General features: G+C 71.5%; 23 protein-coding genes. 8 read left to right on the top strand and 15 right to left on the bottom strand.

The window, feature by feature from the left end; all coding sequences use genetic code 11:
• Positions 1-34: 34 nt before the first annotated feature.
• Positions 35-1,291, top strand: coding sequence for a glycoside hydrolase family 5 protein (locus VJ693_RS07180; RefSeq protein ID WP_324152831.1), 1,257 nt, complete (start codon positions 35-37; stop codon positions 1,289-1,291).
• A 22-nt stretch (positions 1,292-1,313) separates the two neighbouring features.
• Here VJ693_RS07180 and alaC read toward each other — a convergent pair whose 3' ends face one another.
• Positions 1,314-2,522: an alanine transaminase gene (gene alaC, locus VJ693_RS07175; protein WP_324152830.1), complete on the bottom strand. Its 1,209-nt coding sequence runs from the start codon at positions 2,520-2,522 to the stop codon at positions 1,314-1,316.
• 124 nt (positions 2,523-2,646) lie between these two features.
• Between alaC and VJ693_RS07170 the strand changes: the two genes are divergently transcribed.
• Positions 2,647-3,381, top strand: a complete 735-nt coding sequence (locus tag VJ693_RS07170) for a 5'-methylthioadenosine/adenosylhomocysteine nucleosidase (RefSeq protein WP_324152829.1) — start codon at positions 2,647-2,649, stop codon at positions 3,379-3,381.
• A gap of 27 nt (positions 3,382-3,408) precedes the next feature.
• On the opposite strand, the gene glcF is transcribed toward VJ693_RS07170, so the two are convergent.
• From glcF to VJ693_RS07130, 8 genes are all read right to left on the bottom strand, one after another.
• The gene (gene glcF / locus VJ693_RS07165; protein WP_324152828.1) at positions 3,409-4,662 is read right to left on the bottom strand and encodes a glycolate oxidase subunit GlcF; all 1,254 of its coding nucleotides are present in this window, start codon (positions 4,660-4,662) and stop codon (positions 3,409-3,411) included.
• 12 nt (positions 4,663-4,674) lie between these two features.
• Positions 4,675-5,343, bottom strand: coding sequence for a class I SAM-dependent methyltransferase (locus VJ693_RS07160; RefSeq protein WP_324152827.1), 669 nt, complete (start codon positions 5,341-5,343; stop codon positions 4,675-4,677).
• Positions 5,340-6,455: a glycolate oxidase subunit GlcE gene (gene glcE / locus VJ693_RS07155; protein ID WP_324152826.1), complete on the bottom strand. Its 1,116-nt coding sequence runs from the start codon at positions 6,453-6,455 to the stop codon at positions 5,340-5,342. Before glcE ends, VJ693_RS07160 begins: the two co-directional genes overlap by 4 nt.
• A 21-nt stretch (positions 6,456-6,476) precedes the next feature.
• On the bottom strand, positions 6,477-7,373 hold the full coding sequence (locus tag VJ693_RS07150; RefSeq protein ID WP_324152825.1) for a hypothetical protein: 897 nt from the start codon (positions 7,371-7,373) through the stop codon (positions 6,477-6,479).
• A 63-nt stretch (positions 7,374-7,436) separates the two neighbouring features.
• Positions 7,437-8,945 carry an FAD-linked oxidase C-terminal domain-containing protein gene (locus VJ693_RS07145; RefSeq protein WP_324152824.1) on the bottom strand — a complete coding sequence of 503 codons (1,509 nt, stop codon included), beginning with the start codon at positions 8,943-8,945 and terminating at the stop codon, positions 7,437-7,439.
• Positions 8,946-9,067: 122 nt separating this feature from the next.
• Positions 9,068-9,790 (bottom strand): PhaM family polyhydroxyalkanoate granule multifunctional regulatory protein, encoded by a 723-nt coding sequence (locus tag VJ693_RS07140; RefSeq protein ID WP_324152823.1) that lies wholly within the window; start codon positions 9,788-9,790, stop codon positions 9,068-9,070.
• Positions 9,791-9,945: 155 nt separating this feature from the next.
• On the bottom strand, positions 9,946-10,902 hold the full coding sequence (locus VJ693_RS07135) for a TraB/GumN family protein (protein ID WP_324152822.1): 957 nt from the start codon (positions 10,900-10,902) through the stop codon (positions 9,946-9,948).
• Entirely contained in the window at positions 10,899-11,882 is a 984-nt protein-coding gene (locus VJ693_RS07130) for a fumarylacetoacetate hydrolase family protein (protein WP_324152821.1), read from the bottom strand. Before VJ693_RS07130 ends, VJ693_RS07135 begins: the two co-directional genes overlap by 4 nt.
• A gap of 53 nt (positions 11,883-11,935) precedes the next feature.
• Between VJ693_RS07130 and VJ693_RS07125 the strand changes: the two genes are divergently transcribed.
• The 4 genes from VJ693_RS07125 to VJ693_RS07110 all read left to right on the top strand — a co-directional run bounded on the left by VJ693_RS07125 (position 11,936) and on the right by VJ693_RS07110 (position 18,122).
• Complete coding sequence (locus tag VJ693_RS07125) at positions 11,936-13,117, top strand: DUF3108 domain-containing protein (RefSeq protein WP_324152820.1); 1,182 nt, start codon at positions 11,936-11,938, stop codon at positions 13,115-13,117.
• Positions 13,118-13,192: 75 nt separating this feature from the next.
• Positions 13,193-13,477 (top strand): BTH_I0359 family protein, encoded by a 285-nt coding sequence (locus tag VJ693_RS07120; protein WP_324152819.1) that lies wholly within the window; start codon positions 13,193-13,195, stop codon positions 13,475-13,477.
• A gap of 94 nt (positions 13,478-13,571) precedes the next feature.
• A complete protein-coding gene (locus VJ693_RS07115) occupies positions 13,572-15,875 on the top strand; it encodes an ATP-binding protein (RefSeq protein WP_324152818.1) in 2,304 nt (767 codons plus the stop codon).
• 66 nt (positions 15,876-15,941) lie between these two features.
• A complete protein-coding gene (locus VJ693_RS07110) occupies positions 15,942-18,122 on the top strand; it encodes a putative bifunctional diguanylate cyclase/phosphodiesterase (RefSeq protein WP_324152817.1) in 2,181 nt (726 codons plus the stop codon).
• Positions 18,123-18,138: 16 nt separating this feature from the next.
• Here the strand turns inward: VJ693_RS07110 and VJ693_RS07105 are convergent, their stop codons facing one another.
• On the bottom strand, positions 18,139-19,278 hold the full coding sequence (locus VJ693_RS07105) for a 3-deoxy-7-phosphoheptulonate synthase (RefSeq protein ID WP_324152816.1): 1,140 nt from the start codon (positions 19,276-19,278) through the stop codon (positions 18,139-18,141).
• 86 nt (positions 19,279-19,364) lie between these two features.
• On the opposite strand from VJ693_RS07105, the gene VJ693_RS07100 reads away from it, so the two are divergent.
• Positions 19,365-19,664, top strand: a complete 300-nt coding sequence (locus tag VJ693_RS07100; RefSeq protein WP_324152815.1) for an antibiotic biosynthesis monooxygenase family protein — start codon at positions 19,365-19,367, stop codon at positions 19,662-19,664.
• 3 nt (positions 19,665-19,667) lie between these two features.
• On the opposite strand, the gene VJ693_RS07095 is transcribed toward VJ693_RS07100, so the two are convergent.
• The 5 genes from VJ693_RS07095 to VJ693_RS07075 form a co-directional block, all read right to left on the bottom strand.
• The gene (locus VJ693_RS07095; protein ID WP_324152814.1) at positions 19,668-20,240 is read right to left on the bottom strand and encodes a YceI family protein; all 573 of its coding nucleotides are present in this window, start codon (positions 20,238-20,240) and stop codon (positions 19,668-19,670) included.
• 47 nt (positions 20,241-20,287) lie between these two features.
• The gene (locus VJ693_RS07090; RefSeq protein WP_324152877.1) at positions 20,288-20,857 is read right to left on the bottom strand and encodes a YceI family protein; all 570 of its coding nucleotides are present in this window, start codon (positions 20,855-20,857) and stop codon (positions 20,288-20,290) included.
• 59 nt (positions 20,858-20,916) lie between these two features.
• A complete protein-coding gene (locus tag VJ693_RS07085) occupies positions 20,917-21,486 on the bottom strand; it encodes a cytochrome b (protein WP_324152813.1) in 570 nt (189 codons plus the stop codon).
• Between the two features lie 61 nt (positions 21,487-21,547).
• A complete protein-coding gene (locus VJ693_RS07080) occupies positions 21,548-22,444 on the bottom strand; it encodes an NUDIX hydrolase (protein WP_324152812.1) in 897 nt (298 codons plus the stop codon).
• Complete coding sequence (locus VJ693_RS07075; protein WP_324152811.1) at positions 22,441-23,298, bottom strand: EamA family transporter; 858 nt, start codon at positions 23,296-23,298, stop codon at positions 22,441-22,443. The genes VJ693_RS07080 and VJ693_RS07075 overlap by 4 nt, the downstream gene beginning before the upstream one ends.
• A 105-nt stretch (positions 23,299-23,403) precedes the next feature.
• Here VJ693_RS07075 and VJ693_RS07070 point away from each other — a divergent pair.
• The coding region (locus tag VJ693_RS07070; RefSeq protein ID WP_324152810.1) for a hypothetical protein at positions 23,404-23,604 on the top strand (201 nt) is incomplete at its 3' end.

The raw sequence follows: 23,604 nt of genomic DNA, 5'->3' as shown, positions 1-23,604 counted from the left end.
CGCGCCCAAACACACCCACGCCAAGGAGGCCCGCATGCAACACCCCATCCCTTCCCGGTGGCTGATGGCCGCCGCGCTGGCCGGACTGACGGCAGGCGCCGGCACCGCCCAGGCCGGCAACGTGCCCGCCGGCTACACCAAGTGCGCCATCGACGGCGGCACCTGCGCCTTCAGCGGCGCGCGCAAGGTGGCCTACGGCGCCGCCGGCAAGTACGTCTACGGCATCTACCAGAACGGCGTTGCCTGCACGCTGGCGAACTTCGGCGGCGTCGATCCGAACCCCGACGTGCCGAAGAAGGTCTGCTCGCGCGCCAAGAAGGCCATCGACATGAGCAGCCCGGTGCCGGCCTACCGCGGCGTCAGCCTGGCCGGCGCCGAGTTCGGCGCCGACCCGTGGGGCAACGGCGCGCTGCCGGGCACCTACGGCGTCAACTACATCTACCCGAATCAGGGCGAGGTGAGCTACTTCGCAGGCAAGAAGATGAACACGGTGCGGCTGCCGTTCCGCTGGGAGCGCTTGCAGCCCACGCTGCAGGCCCCGTTCGACGCCGCCGAATGGTCACGCCTGAACGGCTTCGTCGCCAACGCCACCGCCGGCGGCACGACGGTCGTGCTGGACCCGCACAACTACGCGCGCTGGTACACCAACATCATCGGCGCCGGCGTCTCGAACAATGCCTTCGCCGATTTCTGGTCGCGCCTGGCCACGGCCTACAAGGGCAACCCCAAGGTCGTGTTCGCGCTGATGAACGAGCCGCACGACATGGCGACCGAGCAGTGGCTGGCCGCCGCGAACGCGGCCATCGCGGCCATCCGCGCCGCCGGGGCGAACAACCTCGTGCTGGTGCCGGGCAACGGCTGGACCGGCGCGCACAGCTGGAGCCAGAACTGGTACGGCAGCCCCAACGCCACCACGATGCTCGGCGTGATCGACCCGGCGAACAACCACGCCTACGAGGTGCACCAGTACCTCGACGGCGACAGTTCGGGCGGGTCGGCCACCTGCGTCAGCGAGACGATCGGCGTCGAGCGCCTGACGGCCTTCACCGCCTGGCTGCGCAGCCACGCCAAGCGCGGCTTCCTCGGCGAGATGGCCGGCGGCGACAACGCCACCTGCCACGTCGCGGTCGACGGCATGCTGGCCTACCTCAGCGCGAACCGCGATGTCTGGGCCGGCTGGACCTGGTGGGCCGCCGGCCCCTGGTGGGGCGGCTACATGTTCTCGATCGAGCCGCGCAGCGACGGCAGCGACGCACCGCAGATGGGCTGGCTGACGCCCTACCTGCCCTGACGTGGCGCGGGGTGGCCGGCGCTCAACCAGCCACCCCGTCGGCCCGGAACATCGCCTTGATGCCACGCACCGCCTGGCGGATGCGGCTCTCGTTCTCGATCAAGGCGAAGCGCACATGGTCGTCGCCGTGGTCGCCAAAGCCGATGCCGGGGCTCACACACACCTTGGCCTTCTCGAGCAGCTGCTTGGCGAATTCGAGCGAGCCGAGGTGCGCATAGGCTGGCGGGATCTTGGCCCAGATGTACATCGAGGCCTTGGGCACCTCGACCGGCCAGCCGGCTTCGGTCAGGCCCTTGGCCAGCACGTCGCGCCGTTTCTGGTAGGTGGCAGCGATGTCCTTGACGCACTGCTGGTCGCCTTCGAGCGCGGCGATCGCCGCGACCTGCAGCGGCGTGAAGGTGCCGTAGTCGTGGTAGCTCTTGATGCGCGCCAGCGCGGCGACGAGGTCGCGGTTGCCGACCATGAAGCCGATGCGCCAGCCGGCCATGTTGTAGCTCTTGCTCAGCGTGAAGAACTCGACCGCGATGTCCTTCGCGCCCGGCACCTGCATGATGCTCGGCGCGGTCCAGCCGTCGAACACGATGTCGGCATAGGCCAGGTCGTGCACGACGAAGATGTCGTGCTTCTTGGCCAGTGCGATCACCTTCTCGAAGAACCCCAGCTCGACGCACTGCGCCGTCGGGTTGCTCGGGAAGCCCAGCACCATCATCTTGGGCTTGGGGTAGCTGCCGCGGATCGTGCGCTCGAGCTCGGCGAAGAAATCGACCCCCGGCACCAGCGGCACCGAGCGGATGTCGGCCCCGGCGATCACCGCGCCGTAGATGTGGATCGGGTAGCTCGGGTCGGGCACCAGCACGGTGTCGCCGCGGTCCAGCGTGGCCAGCATCAGGTGCGCCAGGCCCTCCTTCGAGCCGATGGTGGCGATGGCCTCGCTGTCGGGGTCGATCTCGACGCCGTAGCGTTCGCGGTACCAGTGCGAGATCGCCCGCCGCAGCCGCGGGATGCCCTTGCTCGCCGAGTAGCCGTGCGTGTCGGGCCGCTGCGCGACCTCGACCAGCTTGGCCACGATGTGCGGCGGGGTCGCCCCGTCGGGGTTGCCCATGCTCAAGTCGATGATGTCCTCGCCGCGGCGGCGCGCCGCCAGCTTGAGCTCGGCGGTGATGTTGAAGACGTAAGGGGGCAGGCGGTCGATGCGCGCGAAGCGGCGCTGACCGGAGGAGCCGGTGGCCATGGGGAAACAGTCCTTTGCAACGTGAGCGCCCGGAACCGTCCGAGCGACGTGAGCCGGCGCATTGCGCACCGACTTCGTGATGGTAGGCGATTCCCGCCCCACCGGCCCGCACGACAATCGCCCCATGCCCCGCACCGCCCTGATCGCCGCCATGAACGAGGAACTCGCCGCGCTGCTGCCGGCGATCGAGGGCGCGCGCGTCGAGCCGCGCGGCGGCCGGGAGTTCTGGCTCGGCCGCCTCGCGGGCCACGAGGTGGTGGCGGTGCGCTCGGGCATCGGCAAGGTCGCGGCGGCCGTCACCGCCACGCTGCTGCTCGACCACTTCCGCGCCGACCGCGTGCTGTTCCTCGGCGTGGCCGGCGGCATCGGGACGGCGGTCCAGGTGGGCGACGTGGTGGTGGCCGACGCGCTGCTGCAGCACGACATGGATGCCTCGCCGCTGTTCCCGCGCCATGAGGTGCCGCTGACCGGCTTGTCGCGCTTTCCGGTCGATGCGGGCTTCAGCGACGCGGTGGCGCGCGGCGCCGCGGCCGCGCTCGCCGAGCACGGCGAGACGGCGGCGCTGCTCGGCCACGGCTGCCGCGTGCATCGCGGCCTGATCGTCAGCGGCGACCGCTTCGTCGCCACGGTCGGCGAAAGCCGCGCGCTGCGGGCCTTGCTGCCGGATGCGCTGGCGGTCGAGATGGAGGGCGCGGCCGTGGCCCAGGTCTGCCATGCCTTCGGCACGCCGCTGGCGGTGGTGCGCAGCATCTCGGACCGCGCCGACGACACGGCCCACGTCGATTTCGGCGAGTTCCTGCACCGCGTGGCCGCGCCGCTGGGGCTGGCCATCGTGCAGCACGCGCTGGCGGCGGCCTGAACCTCGCCGATTCAGCCGTTCAGCCGCTCAGCCGCCCAGGGCCTCGTCCAGCACCTCGACCCAGTGCCGCACCGGGCGCGTGCTGCCCGACTGCAGGTGCTGGATGCAGCCGATGTTGGCCGAGACGATAGTGTCGGCGGCGACCGGCGCGAGCGCCTTGAGCTTGCGGTCGCGCAGCTGCAGCGACAGCTCCGGCTGCAGCACCGAGTAGGTGCCGGCCGAGCCGCAACACAGGTGGCTGTCGACCGGGGCCTTCTGCACGTCGAAGCCGAGCGCGGCCAGGTGGGTCTCGACGCCGCCGCGCAGTTGCTGCCCATGCTGCAGCGTGCATGGCGGGTGATAGGCCAGCGGCACCGGCGCACCGGCGCGCGTGCCGAGCCTGGCCTTCAATGCCGGCACGAGCTCGGGCAGCAGCTCGCTCAGGTCCCTGGTCGCCTCGCTGACGCGTCGTGCCTTCTCGGCGTAGTCGGGGTCGTGCGCAAGCGCCTGGCCGTACTCCTTCACCGTCACGCCGCAGCCCGAGGCGTTCATCACGATGGCTTCGACGCGGCCCGCGTCGGTCAGGCCCTCCACCAGCGGCCACCAGGCGTCGATGTTGCGGCGCATGTCGGCCAGGCCGCCCTCGTGGTCGGCCAGGTGCAGGCGGATCGCGCCGCAGCAGCCGGCCTCGTCGGCCACCAGGGTCTGGATGCCCGCCGCATCGAGCACGCGGGCCGTGGCCGAGTTGATGTTGGGCATCATCGCCGGCTGCACGCAGCCCAGCAGCATCAGCACCTTGCGCGGGTGCGTGCGCGTCGGCCAGCGGTGCGCCTCGGGCCCGGTGGGCGACGGCACCTTGGCTTTCAGCACGGCGGGCAGCAGCGGGCGCACGAGCTGGCCGAGCTTCATCGCCGGCGCGAACAGCGATGAGGTCAGGCCCTCCTTCAGCAGCCAGCGCGCCGCCCGTTCGGCCGCCGGCCGCTCGACCTTGGCCTCGACAACGCGGCGGCCGATGTCGACCAGCTCGCCATAGCGCACCCCGCTCGGGCAAGTCGATTCGCAGTTGCGGCAGGTCAGGCAGCGGTCCAGGTGCAGCTGCGTGGCGCGCGTCGGCGTGGCGCCTTCGAGCACCTGCTTCATCAGGTAGATGCGGCCGCGCGGGCCGTCGAGCTCGTCGCCGAGCAGCTGGTAGGTCGGGCAGGTCGCCGTGCAGAAGCCGCAGTGCACGCAGGCGCGCAGGATGGCCTCGGCCGCCTGGCCGTCGGGCGTGTCGCGGAATTCGGGGGCGAGGTGGGTCTGCATCGGGGGCCGGGGTCAGGCGAGCGCGTAGTCGAGCAGCCAGTAGTGCGTGTAGTCGGTCCAGCGCGGGTCGCGGGCGCGCGGGCCGAGCGCGGCGAAGGCCTGCTCGCGCGTCGGGAAGTTCTTCAGCACCTCGTGGGTCGAGCCGTCGTCGAGGGTGCGCTGCTGGTAGGTGTTGCCCTCGGCATCGCGGCGTGACAGCGCGATGTTGCTGCCGGGCACGAAGCGGTTGTCGCAGATCAGCACGCGCGCGCCGGACGCCAGCCGCGCATGCAGCGTGGCCAGCCAGCCGGGCAGACGCGACAGCGGCACGTGCGACCACCAGAAGCCGGCGAACGCCGCATCGAACCGTTCGTCTTCGCGCAGCCCATCGAGCGTGTAGGCATCGACACGGCGAAACTCGACCGCCGCCGGCATGGGCTTGGCCTGGGCGACGGCCATGGTCTCGGGGTTCAGGTCGGTGGCCAGCCAGTGCGTGGCGCGCGCCGCGCCATGCGGCGTCCACCAGCCGGTGCCGCAGGCGATCTCGAGCACGCGGCGACCAGCGAAGGGCTCGGGCAGCGCGGCCTCCAGGGCGCGGATGTCGGCCTGGCGCTCCGGCTTGAGATAGACCTTCTCGTACTCGCCGGCGCGGCGGGCGTAGTACTCGGCCATGCTGGCTTCGGTGGCCGTCGTGGTGCTCATGCAGCGTCCAGGTTGTCGAGCCGGCCGGGGTTGAACACGCCCCAGGGGTCGAAGGCCGCCTTCAATGCGCGCTGCAGCCGCTGCTGCACCGGCGGCAGCGGGTGGAAGGCACCGCCCGTCTTGTCGCCTCGCCAGACGGTCGCGTGGCCCAGGGCCTCGGCCGCCAGCGCGCGCACGGTGGCCGGTGGCGCATCGGTGACCAGCCAGCGTTGGGCGCCGCCCCATTCGACGAGCTGCTCGCACGGCAGCTCGATGCGCGGCGCGGTCGCGGCGACCGACAGCCGCCACAGCCGCGCGCCACCGACGACGGCTTCGGCGGCCTGGCTGAAGAACTCGTCGCGCTGGTCGCGCAGATCGGCCCAGAAGCCGTTGGCCAGTTCGGCCTGGATCGGCTCACCACCGAGGCGTTGCGCGGCCGACGCCACCGCCGCCTGCGCGCCCTGCAGGCGCAGGATCAGCGCGCCGTCCCACCAGGCGCTGGCGGACAACGGCAGGGCCTGGCCGGCCCACTCGTTGACATGGCGCAGCGCGTTGGCCTGGTCCATGTCGAAGCGCAGCGTCAGCCGGCCGGGCGCGATGGGCAGCACCTTCAGCGAGACCTCGGCGATGACGCCGAGCTGCCCCATCGAGCCGGCGAGCGAGCGCGACACGTCGTAGCCGGCCACGTTCTTCATCACCTGGCCGCCGAAGCTCAGGACCTCGCCGCGCCCGTTGATCAGCGTGGCGCCCAGCACGTAGTCGCGCACGCCCCCCACCGCGCCGCGCGCCGGCCCGGCCAGGCCGGCAGCGACCATGCCGCCCACCGTGCCACCGCTCGACCCGGCCTCCGCACTGCCCGCACCGAAGCGCGGCGGCTCAAACGGCAGGCACTGGCCCTGCTCGGCCAGCGCCGCCTCCAACTCGGCCAGCGGCGTGCCGGCACGCACCGTGACCACCAGCTCGGTCGGCTCGTAGGCGCTGATGCCGGCCAGCGGCTTCAGATCGAGCGGCTCGCCCCGCAGCCCGCCGCCGTAGAAATCCTTCGTGCCCCCGCCGACCAGGCGCACGGGGCGGCGGTGCTCGGCAGCGTCGCGCACCGCGTCGACCACCGCCTGCAGCGTGGCGTCAGCCATGACGCCCCTCGCCGCCGTGATTCAGGGCATGGCCTGCGCCGCGGGATACAGCGTGCCGCCGAAGTGCAGTGGCACGTATTGCACGGTGAAGGCGTCGAAGTAGCCGGCCTGGCCCTTGGGTGGAGCGGCATCGCTGAAATCGGCCGGCACCGCGCCGCGCGGGCGCCCGGGTGGCACCGCCGGCACGCCGACGCCCAGATAGCCGCCCGGCCGCGCGACGAACAGCGTGCGGCCGTCGGTCGACAAGCCCTGGGTGGTGGGCAACACCTCGCTGTTGGCCCCGCTGGCGTCCTGGTAGTAGACGACGTCGCTGTGGTTGCGCACGGTGACATGCCAGTCGAGCAGCTGCGCCGGGCCAATGACACCGGTGCTGCCGTCGGTGGTGAGGGTGCCGGTCATCACGGCGCCGCTGACGAAGCTCACCGGCACGATCTTGTAGACGCTGCTGCCCGCCGCTGCCCTCGCCACCACACGCCAGCCGCTCGGCGGCACGGGGATGTCGAGGTACTCGAAGTCCGCGCCGTATTGGTACATCGCGAACCCCATGCCGGGCGGCCAGCTCTGGCTGTAGTTGGCCAGGTGCACACCCACCTCGGGCATGTAGGTGCCGAAGGACAACGCGCCGCCGGTCCCGTCCGGCGAGGCGGCCACGCGCAGCTTGCGGCCATCGGCCGTCACCGCCACGCCGAACACGTTCGAGGGCGGCGCGTTGGACGGCGTGTAGTCGTAGCGCGTGGCCGTGCGCACGGTGACCCGCCATCCGGTCAGGTTGGCCGGCGCCAGCGGGCCGATCGTGCCGTCGGTCGACACGGTGCCGAAGATCGTCACCCCGCCTGGCAGCTTGACCGGGGCGAGCTGGAAGTCGGTGGCCTGCGCCGCAGCGGCGCCCAGCAGCACCAGGGAAACAAGCGTTCGCATCGGCGACTCCCGCAATGGAGTGCCGATCGTCGCGAGGCCCGATGAAGGCTGGCTTAAGCCGATTCAAAACCGCTCCAGCTCGGGGAAGGGAAGCAGACCGCGCTTGACGTGCATCTTTCCGTACTCGGCGCAGCGCTGCAGCGTGGGCAGCACCTTGCCGGGGTTCAGCAAGCCCGGCGGGTCGAAGGCCGACTTGACGCCGCCCATCTGCGCGAGCTCCTCGGGGCTGAACTGCACGCACATCGAATTGAGCTTCTCGACGCCGACGCCATGCTCGCCGGTCACCGTGCCGCCCATCTCGACGCTGGTCTCGAGGATGTCGGCGCCGAACAGTTCGGCACGCTGCAGCTCGTCGGGGTCGTTGGCGTCGAACAGGATCAGCGGGTGCAGGTTGCCGTCGCCGGCATGGAAGACGTTGCAGCAGCGCAGGCCATACCTGGTTTCCATCTGCGCGATCGCGATCAGGATGTCGGCCAGGCGCTTGCGCGGGATGGTCGAGTCCATGCACATGTAGTCGGGGCTGATGCGGCCCGAAGCGGGGAAGGCGTTCTTGCGCCCGCTCCAGAACTTCAGCCGCTGCGCCTCGTTGGCCGAGACCTCCATGCGCGTCGCGCCGCAGCCGGCCAGCACGTCCATCATGCGGCCGATCTCCTCGTCCACTTCCTCCGGCGTGCCGTCGCTCTCGCACAGCAGGATGGCCGCGGCGTTCAGGTCGTAGCCGGCGTGGACGAAATCCTCGACCGCGGCGGTCATCGGCTTGTCCATCATCTCCAGGCCGGCCGGGATGATGCCGGCGGCGATGATCGCGGCCACCGCGTCACCGGCGCGGCGGATGTCGTCGAAGCTGGCCATGATGCAGCGCGCGAGCTGCGGCTTGGGCGTGAGCTTCACGGTGACCTCGGTCACCACGGCCAGCATGCCTTCGCTGCCGACGATCAGCGGCAGCAGGTCCAGCCCCGGTGCATCGAGCGCGTCACCGCCGAACTCGACTTGCTCGCCGTCGATCGTGAAGCCCCTGACCTTCATCACGTTGTGCAGCGTCAGGCCGTACTTCAGGCAGTGCACGCCGCCGGAGTTCTCGGCCACGTTGCCGCCGATGGTGCAGGCGATCTGGCTCGACGGATCCGGCGCGTAGTACAGGCCCAGCGGCTCGGCCGCCTCGCTGATCGCGAGGTTGCGCACGCCGCATTGCACGACCGCCGTGCGGCTTTGCTTGTCGATCTTCAGGATGCGGTTGAACTTGGCCAGGCCCAGCGTCACGCCTTCGGCGTGCGGCATCGCGCCACCCGACAGGCCCGTGCCGGCCCCGCGCGCCACCACCGGCACCGCCAGCGCCGAGCAGGCGCGCAGCACGGCGCCGACCTGGGCGCCGGTCTCGGGCAGCGCCACGGCCAGCGGGCGCTGGCGGTAGGCCGTCAGGCCGTCACATTCGTACGGGGTGGTGTCTTCGCTCTGCCACAGCAGCGCGTGCGGCGGCAGCACGGCCTGCAGCGCAGCAACGACCTCGCGCTGGCGCGCGGCGCGGCGCGACCCGTCGACGACGGGCTCGGATGCATGGGGCAGCACAGACATCGTGGCAGCCACTGTAGCAAGCGCCGACTGAATCGGCGCTGAAGCCGAAGCCCCCGGCAGGTTGATTCAGTCGTGACCTGGCGTGTCGCAATCGCCGCGCTCGAGTGCCCCGCAGGTGCCGTTCAGCTGCGCTTGCGCGGCGTGGATCGCTTGGCGGCCCCGGCCGTGGCGGCGGCCTTCGATGCCACCTTCACGCCCCCTTCGACCGCCTTGGCCGCGACCTTGGTCGCCTTGACGGGGACCTGCGCGCCGATCTCGACCGCGCGCTTCAGGGTCTCGCCGGCGGCATCGAAGCTTTGCTTGACCATCGCGCCGGCCAGGTTCTTGGCCGCGTCGGTGGCGCTGTCCTTCATCGCGCCAGCGGCCAGCGTCGTGAACTGCTTGGTCAGCGCGCCCCACCACTGCATCGGGTCCACCGTGCCCATCGGCGTCTCGACCCGGGCCTTCGCGCCGGATGCGGCCCGCTTCGCCGGGGCCTTCTTGGCCGGGGTGGGCGCGGCGGGAGGCTCGGCCGGGGCGGCCGGGGTCATGGATTCCATGCCGGGCACGGTGAGCTTGATCGAATCGCGCAGCTCGCCCATCTGCACGTTCATCGTCTTCAGCGTCGACAAGGTCATGCGCTGCACTTCCAGCGCCTGGATCGTCGCGCCCAGCATGCGGGCGTTCTGCTCGAGCCAGAACTGCACGGTGCGCAGCTCCTCGATGCGCTTCTCCAGCTCTTCGGGGTTCAGCGTCGGCGCGATCCACTGGCCCATGTTGGGCAGCGCGGCGCCGGCGTTCTTCACCAGCCCCTGCAGGAAATCGAAGCCCGGAACCATCTTCGTGAAACTGGCCGCATCTGCCATCACCCGCTCCTGGTGTTTGCGTGGGATGGAAGATGGTACGGGAAAGGCGCTCCGCAGGAGCCGCCGCCCACCAAGTGGCGTGCGCGGATCCGGCTTTGCCGGTCGGCCGCGCGAGCCCCCATGGGGGGCAGCCCCCGGAAGGGGGCGTGGGGGCCTTACTCCACCCGCTCCACGGTGAAGCCGCGCGCGGCCAGCAGCGCCGGCAGGCCCTCCGGCCCGATCATGTGCAGCGCGCCGACCGCGACGAACAGCCGCTCGCCAGCCTCGTGGCGCTTCTGCAGCTGGTCGGCCATCGCGACATTGCGCTCGTCGGCCAGGCGGTGCATCAGCGCGCGGTCGTGTTCGGTGTCGAGGCAGCGGCACCAGTCGGCGTAGTGGCTCAGTTCGTTCCAGTCGGCACGCGCCCAGGCCTCGGCCAGGCGCTCGAGCGTCTTCAGCGCCTGGCCCCGCTCGATGTCGTCGAGCGCATGGTCGACGAAGCTCGCCGTCTCGGCGGGCGTGGCCTGCAGCAGCAGGCCGATCTGGCCCTCGGGCGTTTCGAGCGACAGCACGGGCTTGTGCAGGCCGCGTGCGAAGCCGGCCAGGAAGCCGTCGATCGCATAGCCCGGCTCCAGCCCGGCGCGGCGGCCGACCATCACGGTGACCGTCACCGCCTGCATCTCGGGCTTCAGCGCCGCCAAATCGGGCCCGGCGCAGTTCGCCTCGGCCTGCACGCGCAGGCGGCGCGCCAGCGGCTCGGGCAGCGGGGTGGCCGAGGGGCCGGCCGTGATCAGCCCGGCCAGCCGGCCGGTGATCGCTGGATCGAGCAGGTCGAGCTCGAGCGCGACGCGGTCCGCCGCCTGCATCGCCTGGCGCACCTGCGGGCCCGGGAACATCCAGGCCTTGCGCGCGACGTGCAGCGTGCCGTAGAGCCAGGAGGTGCGGCCGCCCTTGCTGACGCGCCACAGCAAGCCGCGGTCGACCGCCTGGCGCATGCCTTGCGCCACGTCGTCGGGCGTCAGCGCCGCCGGCTGCGGCGGGCAGGCCTCGGCGGCGTGCAGCGCCGCGGGCGCGGCCAGCAGCGTCAGGGCCGCGGCCGCCAGGCCGAGCGCGGCGCGCAGCAGCCGGTTCATGCGGCCTCCACCACCGTCTGCTCGATCGCGCCGAACAGGCTGTGGCCGTCCTTGCCCTTCATCTCGATGCGGATCGTGTCGCCGAACTGCATGAAGCCGGTCTTCGCCTCGCCGTGCTCGATCATCTCGAGCGCGCGCTTCTCGGCGATGCAGCTGTAGCCGCGCGAGGCCTCCTTGTTGCTGACGGTGCCCGAGCCGACGATGGCGCCCGCGCGCAGATGGCGTGTCTTGCAGATGTGGGCAATCAGCTGGCCGAAGTGGAAGTTCATCTCCGGCCCGGCCTCGACCAGACCGACCTTGCGGCCGTTCCAGCTCGACTGCAGCGTCAGGTTCGCGCGGCCGGCAGCCCAGGCGTCGCCCAGCTCGTCGGGCGTCACGGCGACCGGGCTGAAGGCCGTCGCCGGTTTGCTCTGGAAGAAGCCGAAGCCCTTGGCCAGCTCGGTCGGCACCAGGTTGCGCAGCGTCCAGTCGTTGGCCAGCATCAGCAGGCGGATGCTCTCCAGCCCCTGCCCCGGCGTGGCCCCCATCGGCACGTCGCCGGTGACCACCGCGATCTCCGCCTCGAAGTCGATGCCCGCCTCGGCGCTGGTGAACGGCGCGTCGTCGCAGGGGCCGAGGAAATCGTCGCTGCCGCCCTGGTAGACCAGCGGGTCGCCCAGGAACGACTCGGGCATCTCGGCGCCGCGCGCCCTGCGCACCAGCTCCACGTGGTTCAGGTAGGCCGACCCGTCGACCCAGGCGTAGGCGCGCGGCAGCGGCGCCATGCACATCGCCGGGTCGAAGGCGAAGGCGTGCCGCGCCTTGCCGTGGTTCAGCGTCGTGTAGAGGTCCTCGAGCTGCGGCGACAGGAAGTTCCAGTCGTCCAGCACCTGCTGCAGCCGGCCGGCGATGCCGTTGGCGTAGTGCGCGGTCGCGAGGTCGCGCGAGACGACGACGAGCTGGCCGTCGCGCGAGCCGTCCTTGTAGGTGGCGAGTTTCATGGGGCGGTCGACAAAAAAGGGACGCGTCAGACTGATGGCACCATTGTCGTCCGATGCCCGTGTCGCCCCCTGGCCCCCATCCCCGCCTGCTGGCCTGGCGCCGGCGCGGCCAGCTCGCAACGGTGCTGCTGGTGGTGTTGGCCGCGCACGCCTGGCTGATCGGCCCGCTGCAGGAGCCGCTGGGCCGCGCGCCCGCGCAGGTGCCGGCGATCCAGCTGGTCACGCTGGCGCCCCCGGCCGCGGCGCCGGCGCCGAGCGAAGACGCCGCCGGCCCCCAGCCCCCGCCGCCCGAGCCGGCACCGCCGCAGCCCGCGCCGCCACCCGAGCCGGCGCCGCCCCCCGAGGCCGGGCCGGCGCAGCCACCGTCGATCCGCCAGCCGCCGGACCGCCCGATCGACTGGAGCGCCGGCCCGCTGGCCCCCGAGGCGGTCGCCGGGACCGAGCCGACGCCGGCCGATGAGTCATCGGCCAGCCCGGCTGCGCCGATGCCCGGCAGCGTCGCCTCGGCCCAGGCCGAGGCCGAGGGTGGCCGGCCGCCGGTGTACACGACCCAGGTGCCGAGCCAGCCGTTCAAGCTCGACTACCGCGTCGAGCGTGGCGACGAGGGGGGCATCGGCCGGCTCAGCTTCGAGCTCAGCGGCGAAGGCAATTCGCATTACCGCGCCCAGCTCTACGGCGTGGTGGCCGACAAGGCCCTGATGGACTGGGTCTCGCGCGGCGGCTTCGATGTCGCCGGCATCGCACCGCAGCGCATGGTCGAGCGCCAGCGCGGGGTCGAGGTGCGCGCGGCGAACTTCCAGCGCGACGCGGGGGTGATCAGCTTTTCCAGCTCGACCCGGGCGCTGGCGCTGTACGACGGCGCGCAGGACCGCGTCAGCGTGCTGTTGCAGCTGATGGCGATCGGCCAGGCCGAGCCGGGCGGGCTGCGCACCGGCCAGCGTCTGCGCCTGCAGGTGGCCAATGCGCGTGGCCAGGTGACCGAGTGGCGCTTCGAGGTGGCGGGCGAAGAGCGGCTGGAGCCCGCCGGCCAGCCGATCGCCACCGTGCACCTGGTGCGCGAGCCGTCGCAGCCGTACGACCAGCGCGTCGAGGTGTGGCTGGCGCGCGAGGCCGGCCACCTGCCGGTGGGGCTGCGCTTCACCCAGGTGCCGGGCCGTGGCGCGTCCGAGGCCTTCTGGCTCGCCGGCCCGCTGCCGGCCCCGGCGGCAAGCTCGGCGGCGCGCGGCGCACCTTGAAATCGGCGGCCCGGCGCCCATGTGCGCTTCAAGGGGCCGTTCCGGCCTGGCAGCAGCCTAAGGAGGCACGGTGCGATGAACCTGGTTTACAACTCCGACGCGTTTGCGGTGGTGCAGATCTCGCTCGATCGCGAGGCCGGCGCCGACCTGCCCAACGGTGACGACGCCTCTTCCCGCGGCGGCTACGAGATCGTCGACAAGCTGGCCAGGAAGGGCATCTTCCTCGACGGGGCGCTGGCGCGGGGCTTTCGCGACGGCGTCCAGGCACTGGCCGACGACGAGGAGTCCGGCACCGAGGAGATCGACGAATTCATCTCCGGTTACACGCAGCTCGCGCAACAGCCGCTGACCATGCACTGATCGGCGCCGCGCGCTGACCCCGCGCGCTGCTGGGGCTTGCCGACGCGCCACGCCTGGGCCAAGATCGGCGCCACTTCGACGTGGCGTTCAAGCAGTGGTCAAGCGTCTAGCAGCCGATGCGCGCGTGGTGCTGTCGCCCGGCCTGGCCGAAGCGCCGGTGCTGGACCGGCTGTGCACGCATTTCGTGCTGACGCTGACCCTGGCGCAAAGCGGCCGCTTCAACCTGCGCCGCGACTGGAGCAGCCTGCTCGGCCTGACCGGGCGCCACCTCGTCTGGCCGCTGCCGGTGCTGCACCGCCTGCGCTCGTTCCTCGCCCGCCGCTGCTGCAACAACGAGCACTGGTCCGGCCACGAGCGGCTGACCGACGCCGCCTTCATCGAGCGCCATGGCGCGTGGCGCGGGCCGTACGAAGAAAGCTCGCTGTTCTTCTACATCGACGAGTACATCAAGGACGCGCCGAAGGACCTGCTCGCCACGCTGAACGCGACCGCCGAGTGGCTCGAGCGGGCGCTGAAGAAGCACGCGACGCTGGTCGAGAAGAACATCGACGCGCTCGGCCAGCTGCTGCAGCTGAACCCGGCCGAGCGCGCGCTGCTGCTGTACGGCACGCTGGCGCGCTACCAGCGCGAGCTGCGTGGGTTGCTGGTCGAGTTCAAGGTGTCGAACGCGCAGGAGGCCTTCGCGATGCTGGCGCGCGTGGCCGGCGTCGATGAGCGCGAGGTCGCCGAGGCGCTGCGCGCGGGCTCGCGGCTCGAGCGCATCGGCATGGTCGAGAACCTGATCTCGGAGCACAACATCACCGACCTGGCCGACTTGATGAAGGTCAGCGAGCAGCTGCCGCCGGTGCTGATGCGCGAGTACCGCGATCCGAGCGACCTGATGGCCGTCTTCACCCGGCCGGCCCCGCACACCACGCTGGAGGTGCCCGACTTCGAGTTCGTGGCCGACGAGGTCAAGGTGCTGTGCGCGCTGCTGCGCAACGCGGTCGCCGCCAAGGCCGCCGGCGTCAACGTGCTGCTGTACGGCCCGCCCGGCACCGGCAAGACCGAGCTGGCCAAGGTCTGCGCCCAGGCCGCCGGGCTGGAGCTGTACGAAGTCGAATACGCCGACCGCGACGGCAACTCGCTGACCGGGCGCGACCGCTACCGCTCGCTGCAGATCAGCCAGGTGTTCCTCAAGGGCGGGGCCAACGTCGCGCTGCTGTTCGACGAGGTCGAGGACGTGTTCCCGGCGATCCCGAGCGACACCGCGCAGCTGATGGCGCGGCTGGACGCCGGCGACGGCGCCTCGTCGGCCAGTGTCAGCGGCAAGGCCTGGGTCAACCAGATCCTCGAATCGAACCCGGTGCCGGTGATCTGGATCACGAACCGCATCGAGCAGATCGACCCGGCGTTCCGCCGCCGCTTTCAGTACCACCTCGAGCTGAAGTCGCCGCCGCCCGGCGCGCGCGAGGCGCTGGTCGCGCGCGCGCTGGCCGGCACGGCCGTCAGCGAGGGTTTCGCCGCCCGGCTGGCCGGCCGGCGCGGGCTGACGCCGGCGCAGATCCGCACGGCCGTGCGCTTTGCCGAGCTGGCCGCGCCGCCCGACGAGCTGGAAGCGATGATCGAGCGCCAGCTCGCGCACGCCGACCTGGCGCTGGGCGGCAGCCGAGAGCGCGGCGCGCGGCCGGCGGTGACGCACTACGACCTGTCGCTGCTGAACGTCGAGTCGCGCTTCGGGGTGCCGCAGATCGTGGCCGCGCTGCAGCGGCGCTCGCACGGCGCGCTGTGCTTCTTCGGCCCGCCGGGCACCGGCAAGACGGCGCTGGCCGAGCACATCGCCGCCGCGCTGGGCCGGCCGCTGCTGGTGCGCCAGGCGAGCGACCTGATGAGCAAGTTCGTCGGCGAGACCGAACAGAACATGGCCCGGATGTTCGACGAGGCCGCGTCCGAAGAGGCCGTGCTGCTGCTCGACGAGGCCGACAGCTTCCTGCGCAGCCGGCGCTATGCCGAGCGGCACTACGAGGTCAGCGAGGTCAACGAGATGCTGCAGGGCATGGAGCGCTTCCCCGGCGTCTTCATCTGCACGACCAACCTGTTCGAGGATCTCGACGAGGCCGCGCTGCGCCGCTTCACCTTCAAGATCCGCTTCAAGGCGCTGCGCACCGAGCAGCGGGTGGCGATGTTCGTCGCCGAGGCGCTGGGCGGCGATGCCAGCGCGCTGAACAGCGAGCAGCACCAGCGCCTGGCCGCGCTGGACCAGCTCGCGCCGGGCGATTTTGCCGCGGTGCAACGCCAGGTCGAGGTGCTGGGTGCCCCCTTCGGGCCGGACGAATTTCTCGCCCAGCTCGAGAGCGAGCACCGGGTCAAACCCGAGGTCCGGCAGCGCCGCGCGCTCGGCTTCACGCCATCTGCATGAATGTTCAGACGCCGGCGTCGCGGCCGGCGCAGGCGGGGCCAATAATTGGCGCCCCTCGCCTGCCCCATGCCCGCGCCGCTCGCCGCCACGCTCACCCCTGCCCTTGCCGCTCCCGAGTTGCAGGGGCCGGCCATGGCGCTGGCCGCGGTGCTCGCCGGGTTGGTGTTCGGCCTGATCGGCCACGGGCTGCGCAAGATCCGCTCGAGCGACGCGGTCACCGCGCTGGGGTGGTGGGGGGCCGGCGCGCTGGCCGGCGGCGCCGGGCTGTGGGCAGCCCACTTCCTCGCACTGACCGGCCTGGGCCTGCCCTGGGAACCGCATTTTCGCGGCTGGCCGATGGCCGGCAGCGGCCTGGCCGCCTCGCTGGGCCTGGCCGCCGTGCTGGCCTCCGCGCGCCTGAACTGGAGCGACACCGCCCACCTCGTCCTGCAAGGCCTGGGATTCGGGCTGGTGTGGACCGTGGTGCACAGCCTGTCGCTGGCCAGCCTGGCCGAGCCGCCTGTGGTCAGTTCGGCCAGCGCGACCGGGCCCGCCTGGCCGCTGTTCGCGCTGGCCGGCGTGGCCGCCGCGGCGATGGCCGGCTTCGGCCTCAGCTTCGGCCGGCGCTGGAGTGCCCTCGGCGGCTTCGGCCTGCGCCTGGGCCTGGCGGCCACCGGTTTCGCGCTCGCCTCGGGCCTGGCCCAGGCCTTGACGCTCGGCAGCCTCGGCTTCGCCGGGCCCATGCCGCCCGCCGGCGCGTCGCTGGTCGGCGTCGAGGCGCTGCAATGGGCTTGCGCGGCCGGCGCGCTGGCCGTGTTGCTCGGCCTGATCGGCGTGTTGATCGACGCCCGCGCCTCGCGCCGCAACCGCGTGCTGGCCTCGTCGCTGAGCGAAGCGAACCGCCGCCTGCGTGAACAGGCACTGACCGACCCGCTGACCCGGTTGCCGAACCGGCTGCTGTTCGAAGAGCGGCTGACCGAGGCGCTGGAACTGCTCGACGACCCGGCCGGGCCGGGCGGCAACCTGGCGGTGATGTTCGTCGACCTCGATGGCTTCAAGCCGGTCAACGATTCCTTCGGCCACAGCGCCGGCGACGCGGTGCTGCGCGAAGTCGGCCACCGGCTGCAGGAGCTGGCGCGCCAGTCGGATGTGGTGGCCCGCGTCGGCGGCGACGAGTTCCTGCTGCTGGCCGAGCACCCGGGCGCCGGCGCCGGCCAGCTGGCCAAGCGGGTGCTGCAGGCGCTGGCCGTGCCCTGCAAGCTGCCGAGCGGCGCCGAGGTGCACCTGTCCGGTTCGGTGGGCATCGTGCTGTACCCCGAGCACGGCCCGGCGCAGAAGCTGCTCGCGCGCGCCGACGCCGCGATGTACGCCGCCAAGCGCGCCGGCGGCGCGGGCTTCGCGATCTTCGAGCCCAGCATGGAGCACGACAGCCGGGCCCAGCTCGAGCTGCAGCACGCGCTGCGCGGCGCGATCGAGCACGGGGAGCTGGTGCTGTACTACCAACCCAAGATCGACGGCCGCTCGGGCCAGATCACCGGCGTCGAGGCCCTGGTGCGCTGGCAGCACCCGACCAAGGGGCTGATCTCGCCCGGCATCTTCATCCCGGTGGCCGAGCGCTTCGGCCTGATCGGCGCGCTCGGCCAGTGGGTCATCGACGAGGCCTGTCGCCAGCTGCGCGAATGGATGGACCTCGGCATCCGCATGCGCATGTCGATCAACATGTCGGCCCACCAGCTGCGGCAGGAGAACCTGGTGCAGCGCATCCGCCACGCCCTGCACGCCCACGCCGTCGACCCGGCCCTGTTGACGATCGAGATCATCGAGTCGGTGCTGATGGAAGACGCGGCCGTCACCGCCTTTGCCGCCCTCGCGCAGCTCGGCGTGACGCTGTCGATCGACGACTTCGGCATCGGCTACTGCAACTTCGCGCTGCTGCGCAAGCTGCCGGTGACCCAGCTGAAGGTCGATCGCAGCCTGTTCACCGACATCCAGCACAGCTCCGACGCGCTGGCCGTCGTCGACGCGATCGTCAAGATGGCCCACGCGCTGGGCCTGCGGGTCGTCGCCGAGGGCGTCGAGACCGACGAGCAGCGCAACATGCTGCTGGCGCTGCGCTGCGACGAGCTGCAGGGCTACCTGTTCGCCAAGCCGATGGCGGCCGACCGGCTGACCCTGTGGGCCATGGGCGACGAGGGCGTGCACATGCCCGACTTCCGCCCGTCGATCTACACGAGCGGGAACACGAGCGGGACCGCGGCGCTGCAGTAAGCCGCGGGGCGCGCGCTCAGCGCCCGCGCCGCTGGCGCACGGCGCCGGCGAGCTGCCGCAGCACCGGCTCGGTATCGGTCCAGCCCAGGCAGGCGTCGGTGATCGACACGCCGGGCTTGAGCGGCTGGCCGGGCACCAGTTCCTGCCGGCCGTCGTGCAGATGGCTTTCGATCATCACGCCGGTGATGCGGCGCTCGCCGCCGGCGATCTGCGCCGCCACGTCCGCGCCGACCTCGATCTGCCGGCGGTGCTGCTTGCTCGAATTGGCGTGCGAGAAGTCGATCATCACCTGCTCGCGCAGGCCCGAGGCGCGCAGCACGGCGCAGGCGGCTTCGACGTCGGCCGCGCTGTAGTTGGGCTGCTTGCCGCCGCGCAGGATCACGTGGCAGTCGTCGTTGCCGCGGGTCTCAAAGATCGCGGCCTGGCCCATCTTGGTCATGCCCATGAAGGCGTGCGCGGCGCGGGCCGCGACCACCGCGTCGGCGGCGACCTTCACGCCGCCGTCGGTGCCGTTCTTGAAGCCGACCGGGCAGCTCAGGCCCGAGGCGAGCTGGCGATGGCTCTGGCTCTCGGTCGTGCGGGCACCGATCGCGCCCCAGGAGACCAGATCCGCGATGTACTGCGGGCTCAGCAGGTCGAGGAATTCGGTGCCTGCGGCCAGGCCGAGCGCGGCCACGTCGAGCAGCAGCTGGCGCGCGCGCTTCAGGCCCTCGTTGATGCGGAAGCTGCCGTCCAGCCGCGGGTCGTTGATGTAGCCCTTCCAGCCCACCGTCGTGCGCGGCTTCTCGAAGTACACCCGCATCACGACCAGCAGGTCGCCGTTGAGCTCGTCGGCCACACGCTTGAGGTGCTGCGCGTACTCGATCGCCTGGTCGTGGTCGTGGATCGAGCAGGGGCCGACGACGGCGATCAGCCGGTCGTCGCGGCCGGCCAGCACGCTGGCCAGGTCACGCCGCGCGGCCTCGACCAGCGCCTGGGCCTCGTCGGGCATCGGCATCTCGTCCTGCAGCAGCGCGGGTGAGATCAGCGGGCGCACGGCGCCGATGCGCACGTCGTCGACGCGGGTCGAATCGTGGGTGGCCACCGCATCGGCGGCGGGCACGGTGGGGGCACCGCCGACCTCGTGGTCGTGCTGCCAGTCGTCGGGTCGGTTCATCGTCGCGCGCATTCGAGGAAGGAACCCCGGATTATCCGCGCCGTGGGACACTGGCCGGCCCCCACAGCGACACCAGGCCGCACGCCATGATCCTCGAACACGCCGACATCCGCATCGCGCCGGGCCAGCAGGCCGCTTTCGACGAAGCCATCGTGCGCGGCATCACGACCGTGATCGCGAAAGCCCAGGGCTTTCGCGGCTGGAAGGTCAACCGCGGCGTCGAGCGCCCCGAGCGTTACCTGCTGATGATCTTCTGGGACGCGCTCGAGGACCACACGGTGGGCTTCCGCCAGTCGGAGCTGTTCACGCAGTGGCGCGCCATCGTCGGCCCGTTCTTCGCCGAGCCGCCGGTGGTCGAACACTTCGAGCTGGTCGGGAAATCCTGACAGTTACTGCTTCACTGCTTCGACCTGGATGATCAGCTTCATCGCGTCGGGGAATCCGTACTGCAGACCGTAGTTGACGCCGAACTGGCTGCGCGTGATGGTGGTTTCGAAGTCGCCGCCGCAGACCTCGCGCTTGAGCATCGGGTTCTGGTAGCAGTTGAAGTTGCTGGCCTTCAGCGTGACGGGGTTGGTCTTGCCGTTCAGCGTCAGCTGGCCGGCCACTTCGCTGACCTTGTCGCCGTTGAAGCTGAACTTGTCGCCGACGAACTTGGCGGTCGGGAAGGCCTCGGTGTTGAGGATCTCGGCGCTCTTCAGGTGCTTGTCGAAGGGCGCGGTGCCGCTGTTGACCGAGGTCGTGTCGATCGTGATCTCGACCTTGCCGGCCTTGCCGGCGCGGTCGAGTTGCACGCTGCCTTCCTTCTTGTCGAAGCGGCCACGGTTGGTCGAGGTGCCGAAGTGGGCGATCTCGAAGGTCACGAAGGTGTGGCTCGGGTCGATGCCGTAGGTCGCGACGTCGGCCTGGGCCCCGGTGGCAACGAGCGTCAACAGGGCAGCGGCGATCAGCGGGGTCTTCATGCGGAGGTTCTCCAGGGAGGGTGAAAGGGGTTGGGAGGAAGAGGCGCTCAGAGCGGCGCAATGCCGGTCACGGCGAGCTTGAACTTGACTTGCACGTCGTTGGCGACCATGGACGTGTCCGCCCACTCGCCGTCGCCGATCTTGAAATCGAGCCGCTTGATCGTGAACGCGCCGGTCGCGGTGGTCACGCCGCCGGCCTGGGCCAGGGCGACGGGCACAACCACGTCCTTGGTGCTGCCCTTGATCGTCAGCTTGCCGGCGACCTCGTAGCGCGCCGGGCCGACGGCCTTCAGGCTGCTGGACTGGAAGCTCGCCTGCGGGAACTTGGCGACGTTGAACCAGGCCGCCTTGGGCACCTCGGCATCGGTCTCGGGCGAGCCGAAGCCGGCTGAAGCCGTGTCGATCGTGAAGCTGACCTTGCCGGCCTCGGGCTTCTTCGGGTCGAAGGCGATCTGTGCATCCCACTTGCGGAACTTGCCGTCCACCGGCACGCCCATCTGCTTGGAGGTGAAGCCGATCTCGCTCTGGGCGGGGACGACCTTCTGGGCTGCGCCGGCCTGGGCCGCGCCAGCCTGGGCGTTCACCAGGCCACTGGCCAGCAGGCCCGAGACGGCCATGGCGGCAACGGTGGCGGTACGCAGCAAGGACGAGTCAATCATGAGTGAGGCTCTCTCAATCAAGGCGAGGTGGGACGGCGGCCGAAGCGCATGCGGTCGAGCAGGCCATCGCGGTCGACGAACTGGTGCTTCAGCGCCGCGGCGATGTGCAGCACGACCAGCGCGCCGAGCGTCCAGGCCAGCACCGCATGGCGCTCTTTCATCAGGTCGGCCAGTGCCTTGTCGGGCGAGACGAAGTCGGGCAGCGGCAGCACGCCGAACCAGACCACCGGGAAGCCGGCCGCCGAGCTGTAGGCCCAGCCGGCCAGCGGCACCAGGAAGAACAGGGCGTACAGCGCCCAGTGCATCGCGTGCGCCGCCTGCTGCTGCCAACGCGGGCCGGCTGGGTCGGCCGGCGGCCGATGCGTCAAGCGCCAGGCCAGGCGCAGCACCGACAGCGCGAGGATGGTCACGCCCGCCCACTTGTGCCAGTTGAACAGTTTCAGCCGGGTCGGCGACATCGGCAGGTCGCTCATGTACCAGCCGACGCCGAAGCTGACGATGATCATCAGCGCCAACAGCCAGTGAAAGCCGATGGCGACGCCGCCGTAGCGGCGGGCGGGGGTGGAAGGCGAAGCCGGGGTGTTCATCGTGATCGGCAGTGTGTGCACGCCGGACCCCGATTCGGTTCAGCCCGATTGAGGCGGCGTTTCAGATTTGCTGAACGTCAAAACGCGCCGCCCGGGCCGGTGCGACGCACAAGGCCTCGAAGCGCACCGACAGCGGGCGCGCTTCGTCGTCGGGCAGCAGGTGATGGCGCAGCGCGAAGTCCAGCGTGGCGAGCGCGGCATCGGTCGTCATTTGACCTTCGGCCGCGCATTGCAGGGCGTCGGCAATCGGTAACAAGCGGTGTTCAGCGACCTCGCCGTCCTGGTTCCGCGGCACGCGGCCGGGCGGCAGGGCCAGGTCGAAGACGAACAGCCACTCGTGCTGCCAGCCCTCGGCGATGTCGCAAGCCAGCTCGATGGTCCGGCCCCGTGCCAGGCTCCCCGGGCCGGCGAGTTCCTCGGGCTGCAGCCCGGCCTCTTCCCAGGCCTCGCGCAGCAGCGCCTGGCTCGGCGTCTGGCCATGTGGCACCCCGCCGCCGACCAGGTTGTCGAGCCGGCCGGGGTCGGTGGGCTTGTTCCAGGCACGGCGGGCGATCCACAGGTGGGTCGGCCGGCCGCTGGCCGGGTCGGCCACATAACCGTTGGCGTGCGCCCCCAGCGTGAGCGCGCCCCAGAAGCGCGAGGCCGCGCGCTCGATCACCGCGGCGCGCTCGCCGGCCTCGTCCCACAGCGCAAACGGCTCGTCGCGCCAGGCGCGGATCAGGCCCTGGGCGCGCAGCGCGGCGTTCAGCTCGGCCAGCACCGCATCGCGCGTGTCACGCGGCGCGGTCAGTGTCACCGCGCCGTCAGGCAGCTGGGCGATCCAGTGCGGCCAGGCCGCGAGCGCGCGGCGCCCGGTGGCATCGACCGAGCCGGCGCGCCGGCCCCCGAGCAAGAAGGGCCAGCGCGGCCCGCGTTCGCTGCGCCGCGCGTCGGCCAGGCAGGGCCAGGGGCCGCTCATCGCGTGGCCGCCCACAGGTTCAGCGCCAGGCCGGACATCACCAGGCCGGCGGCGCCGAGCTTCCAGGCCGGCAGGGTCTCGCCGAAGGCGATGGCCGACGCGCCCATGCCGAACACCGGCACCAGCAGCGCCGCCGGCGTCACCGTGGCCGGCGGGTGGCGCGCGAGCAGCCAGTTCCAGGCGCCATAGCCGAACAAGGTGTTGCCCACCGCCTGCCAGACGACCACGCCCCAGGCCGCCGGGCTGGCCGCGGCCAGCGCCGCGCCGATGGCCGCCGGGCCGCCGTCGAAAGCCACCGCCAGCAGCGCCAGCGGCGGCAGCGCGAACAGGCTGGACCAGACCATGAAGCCCAGCGCGTCGACCCGGCCGGCACCGCGCGCCACCGCGTTGGCCAGGGCCCAGCACAGCGCCGCACCCAGCACCAGGAACAAACCCAGCGGGCTGATGCCGGCGCCGCCTTGCGCGGCCTGCCAGCCGATCCAGCCCATGCCGGCCACGGCCAGCATCAGCGCCGCGACCTGGGCCAGCTTCAGCTGCTGTGCCGCCAGCGCGATCGTGAAGAAGACCTGGGCCTGCACGACCAGCGAAGCGAGACCCGGCGAGATGTCGGCCTTCATCGCCAGGAACAGCAGGCCGAACTGGCCGGCGCCGAGCAGCACGCCGAAGGCGGCCAGCCGCCACCAGGGCGTGGCCGGCCGCCGGATGAAGAACATGAAGGGCAGCGACGACATCGCGAAGCGCAGCGCCGCCAGCAGGAACGGCGGCAGCTCGGCCAGCCCCCACTTGATGACCACGAAATTCGTGCCCCAGACGGCGACGACGGCCAGGGCGAGGGCAAGGTGGGTGAGAGGCATGGGGCGTCAGTGTAGGTATGGGTCGAGACGATCACACGCGGCGGGACAACGCCCGCACAATCGCCTGCACGGCACATGGGCCGACAGCCATACAGGGGGACGACGATGAGCACGGTGCTGCGCGCCATGACCGAGGCGGCCTATGCCCGCTTCAAGGACAACTCGGTGGCCGACTACGCCAAGGAGAACGTGGCCGCCGGGCGCTGGCCCGACGCCGCGGCGCTGGAGCGCTCGCGCCTGGCCTACGAGCAGCTGCTGCCGCAGGGCCTGGCCACACCGGGCCAGCACCTGTTCACGATCCACGAC

Source organism: Ideonella sp. (genome assembly GCF_035254525.1).
Lineage (GTDB): Bacteria > Pseudomonadota > Gammaproteobacteria > Burkholderiales > Burkholderiaceae_C > Ideonella.
This window is presented reverse-complemented; position numbering and strand designations above follow the sequence as displayed.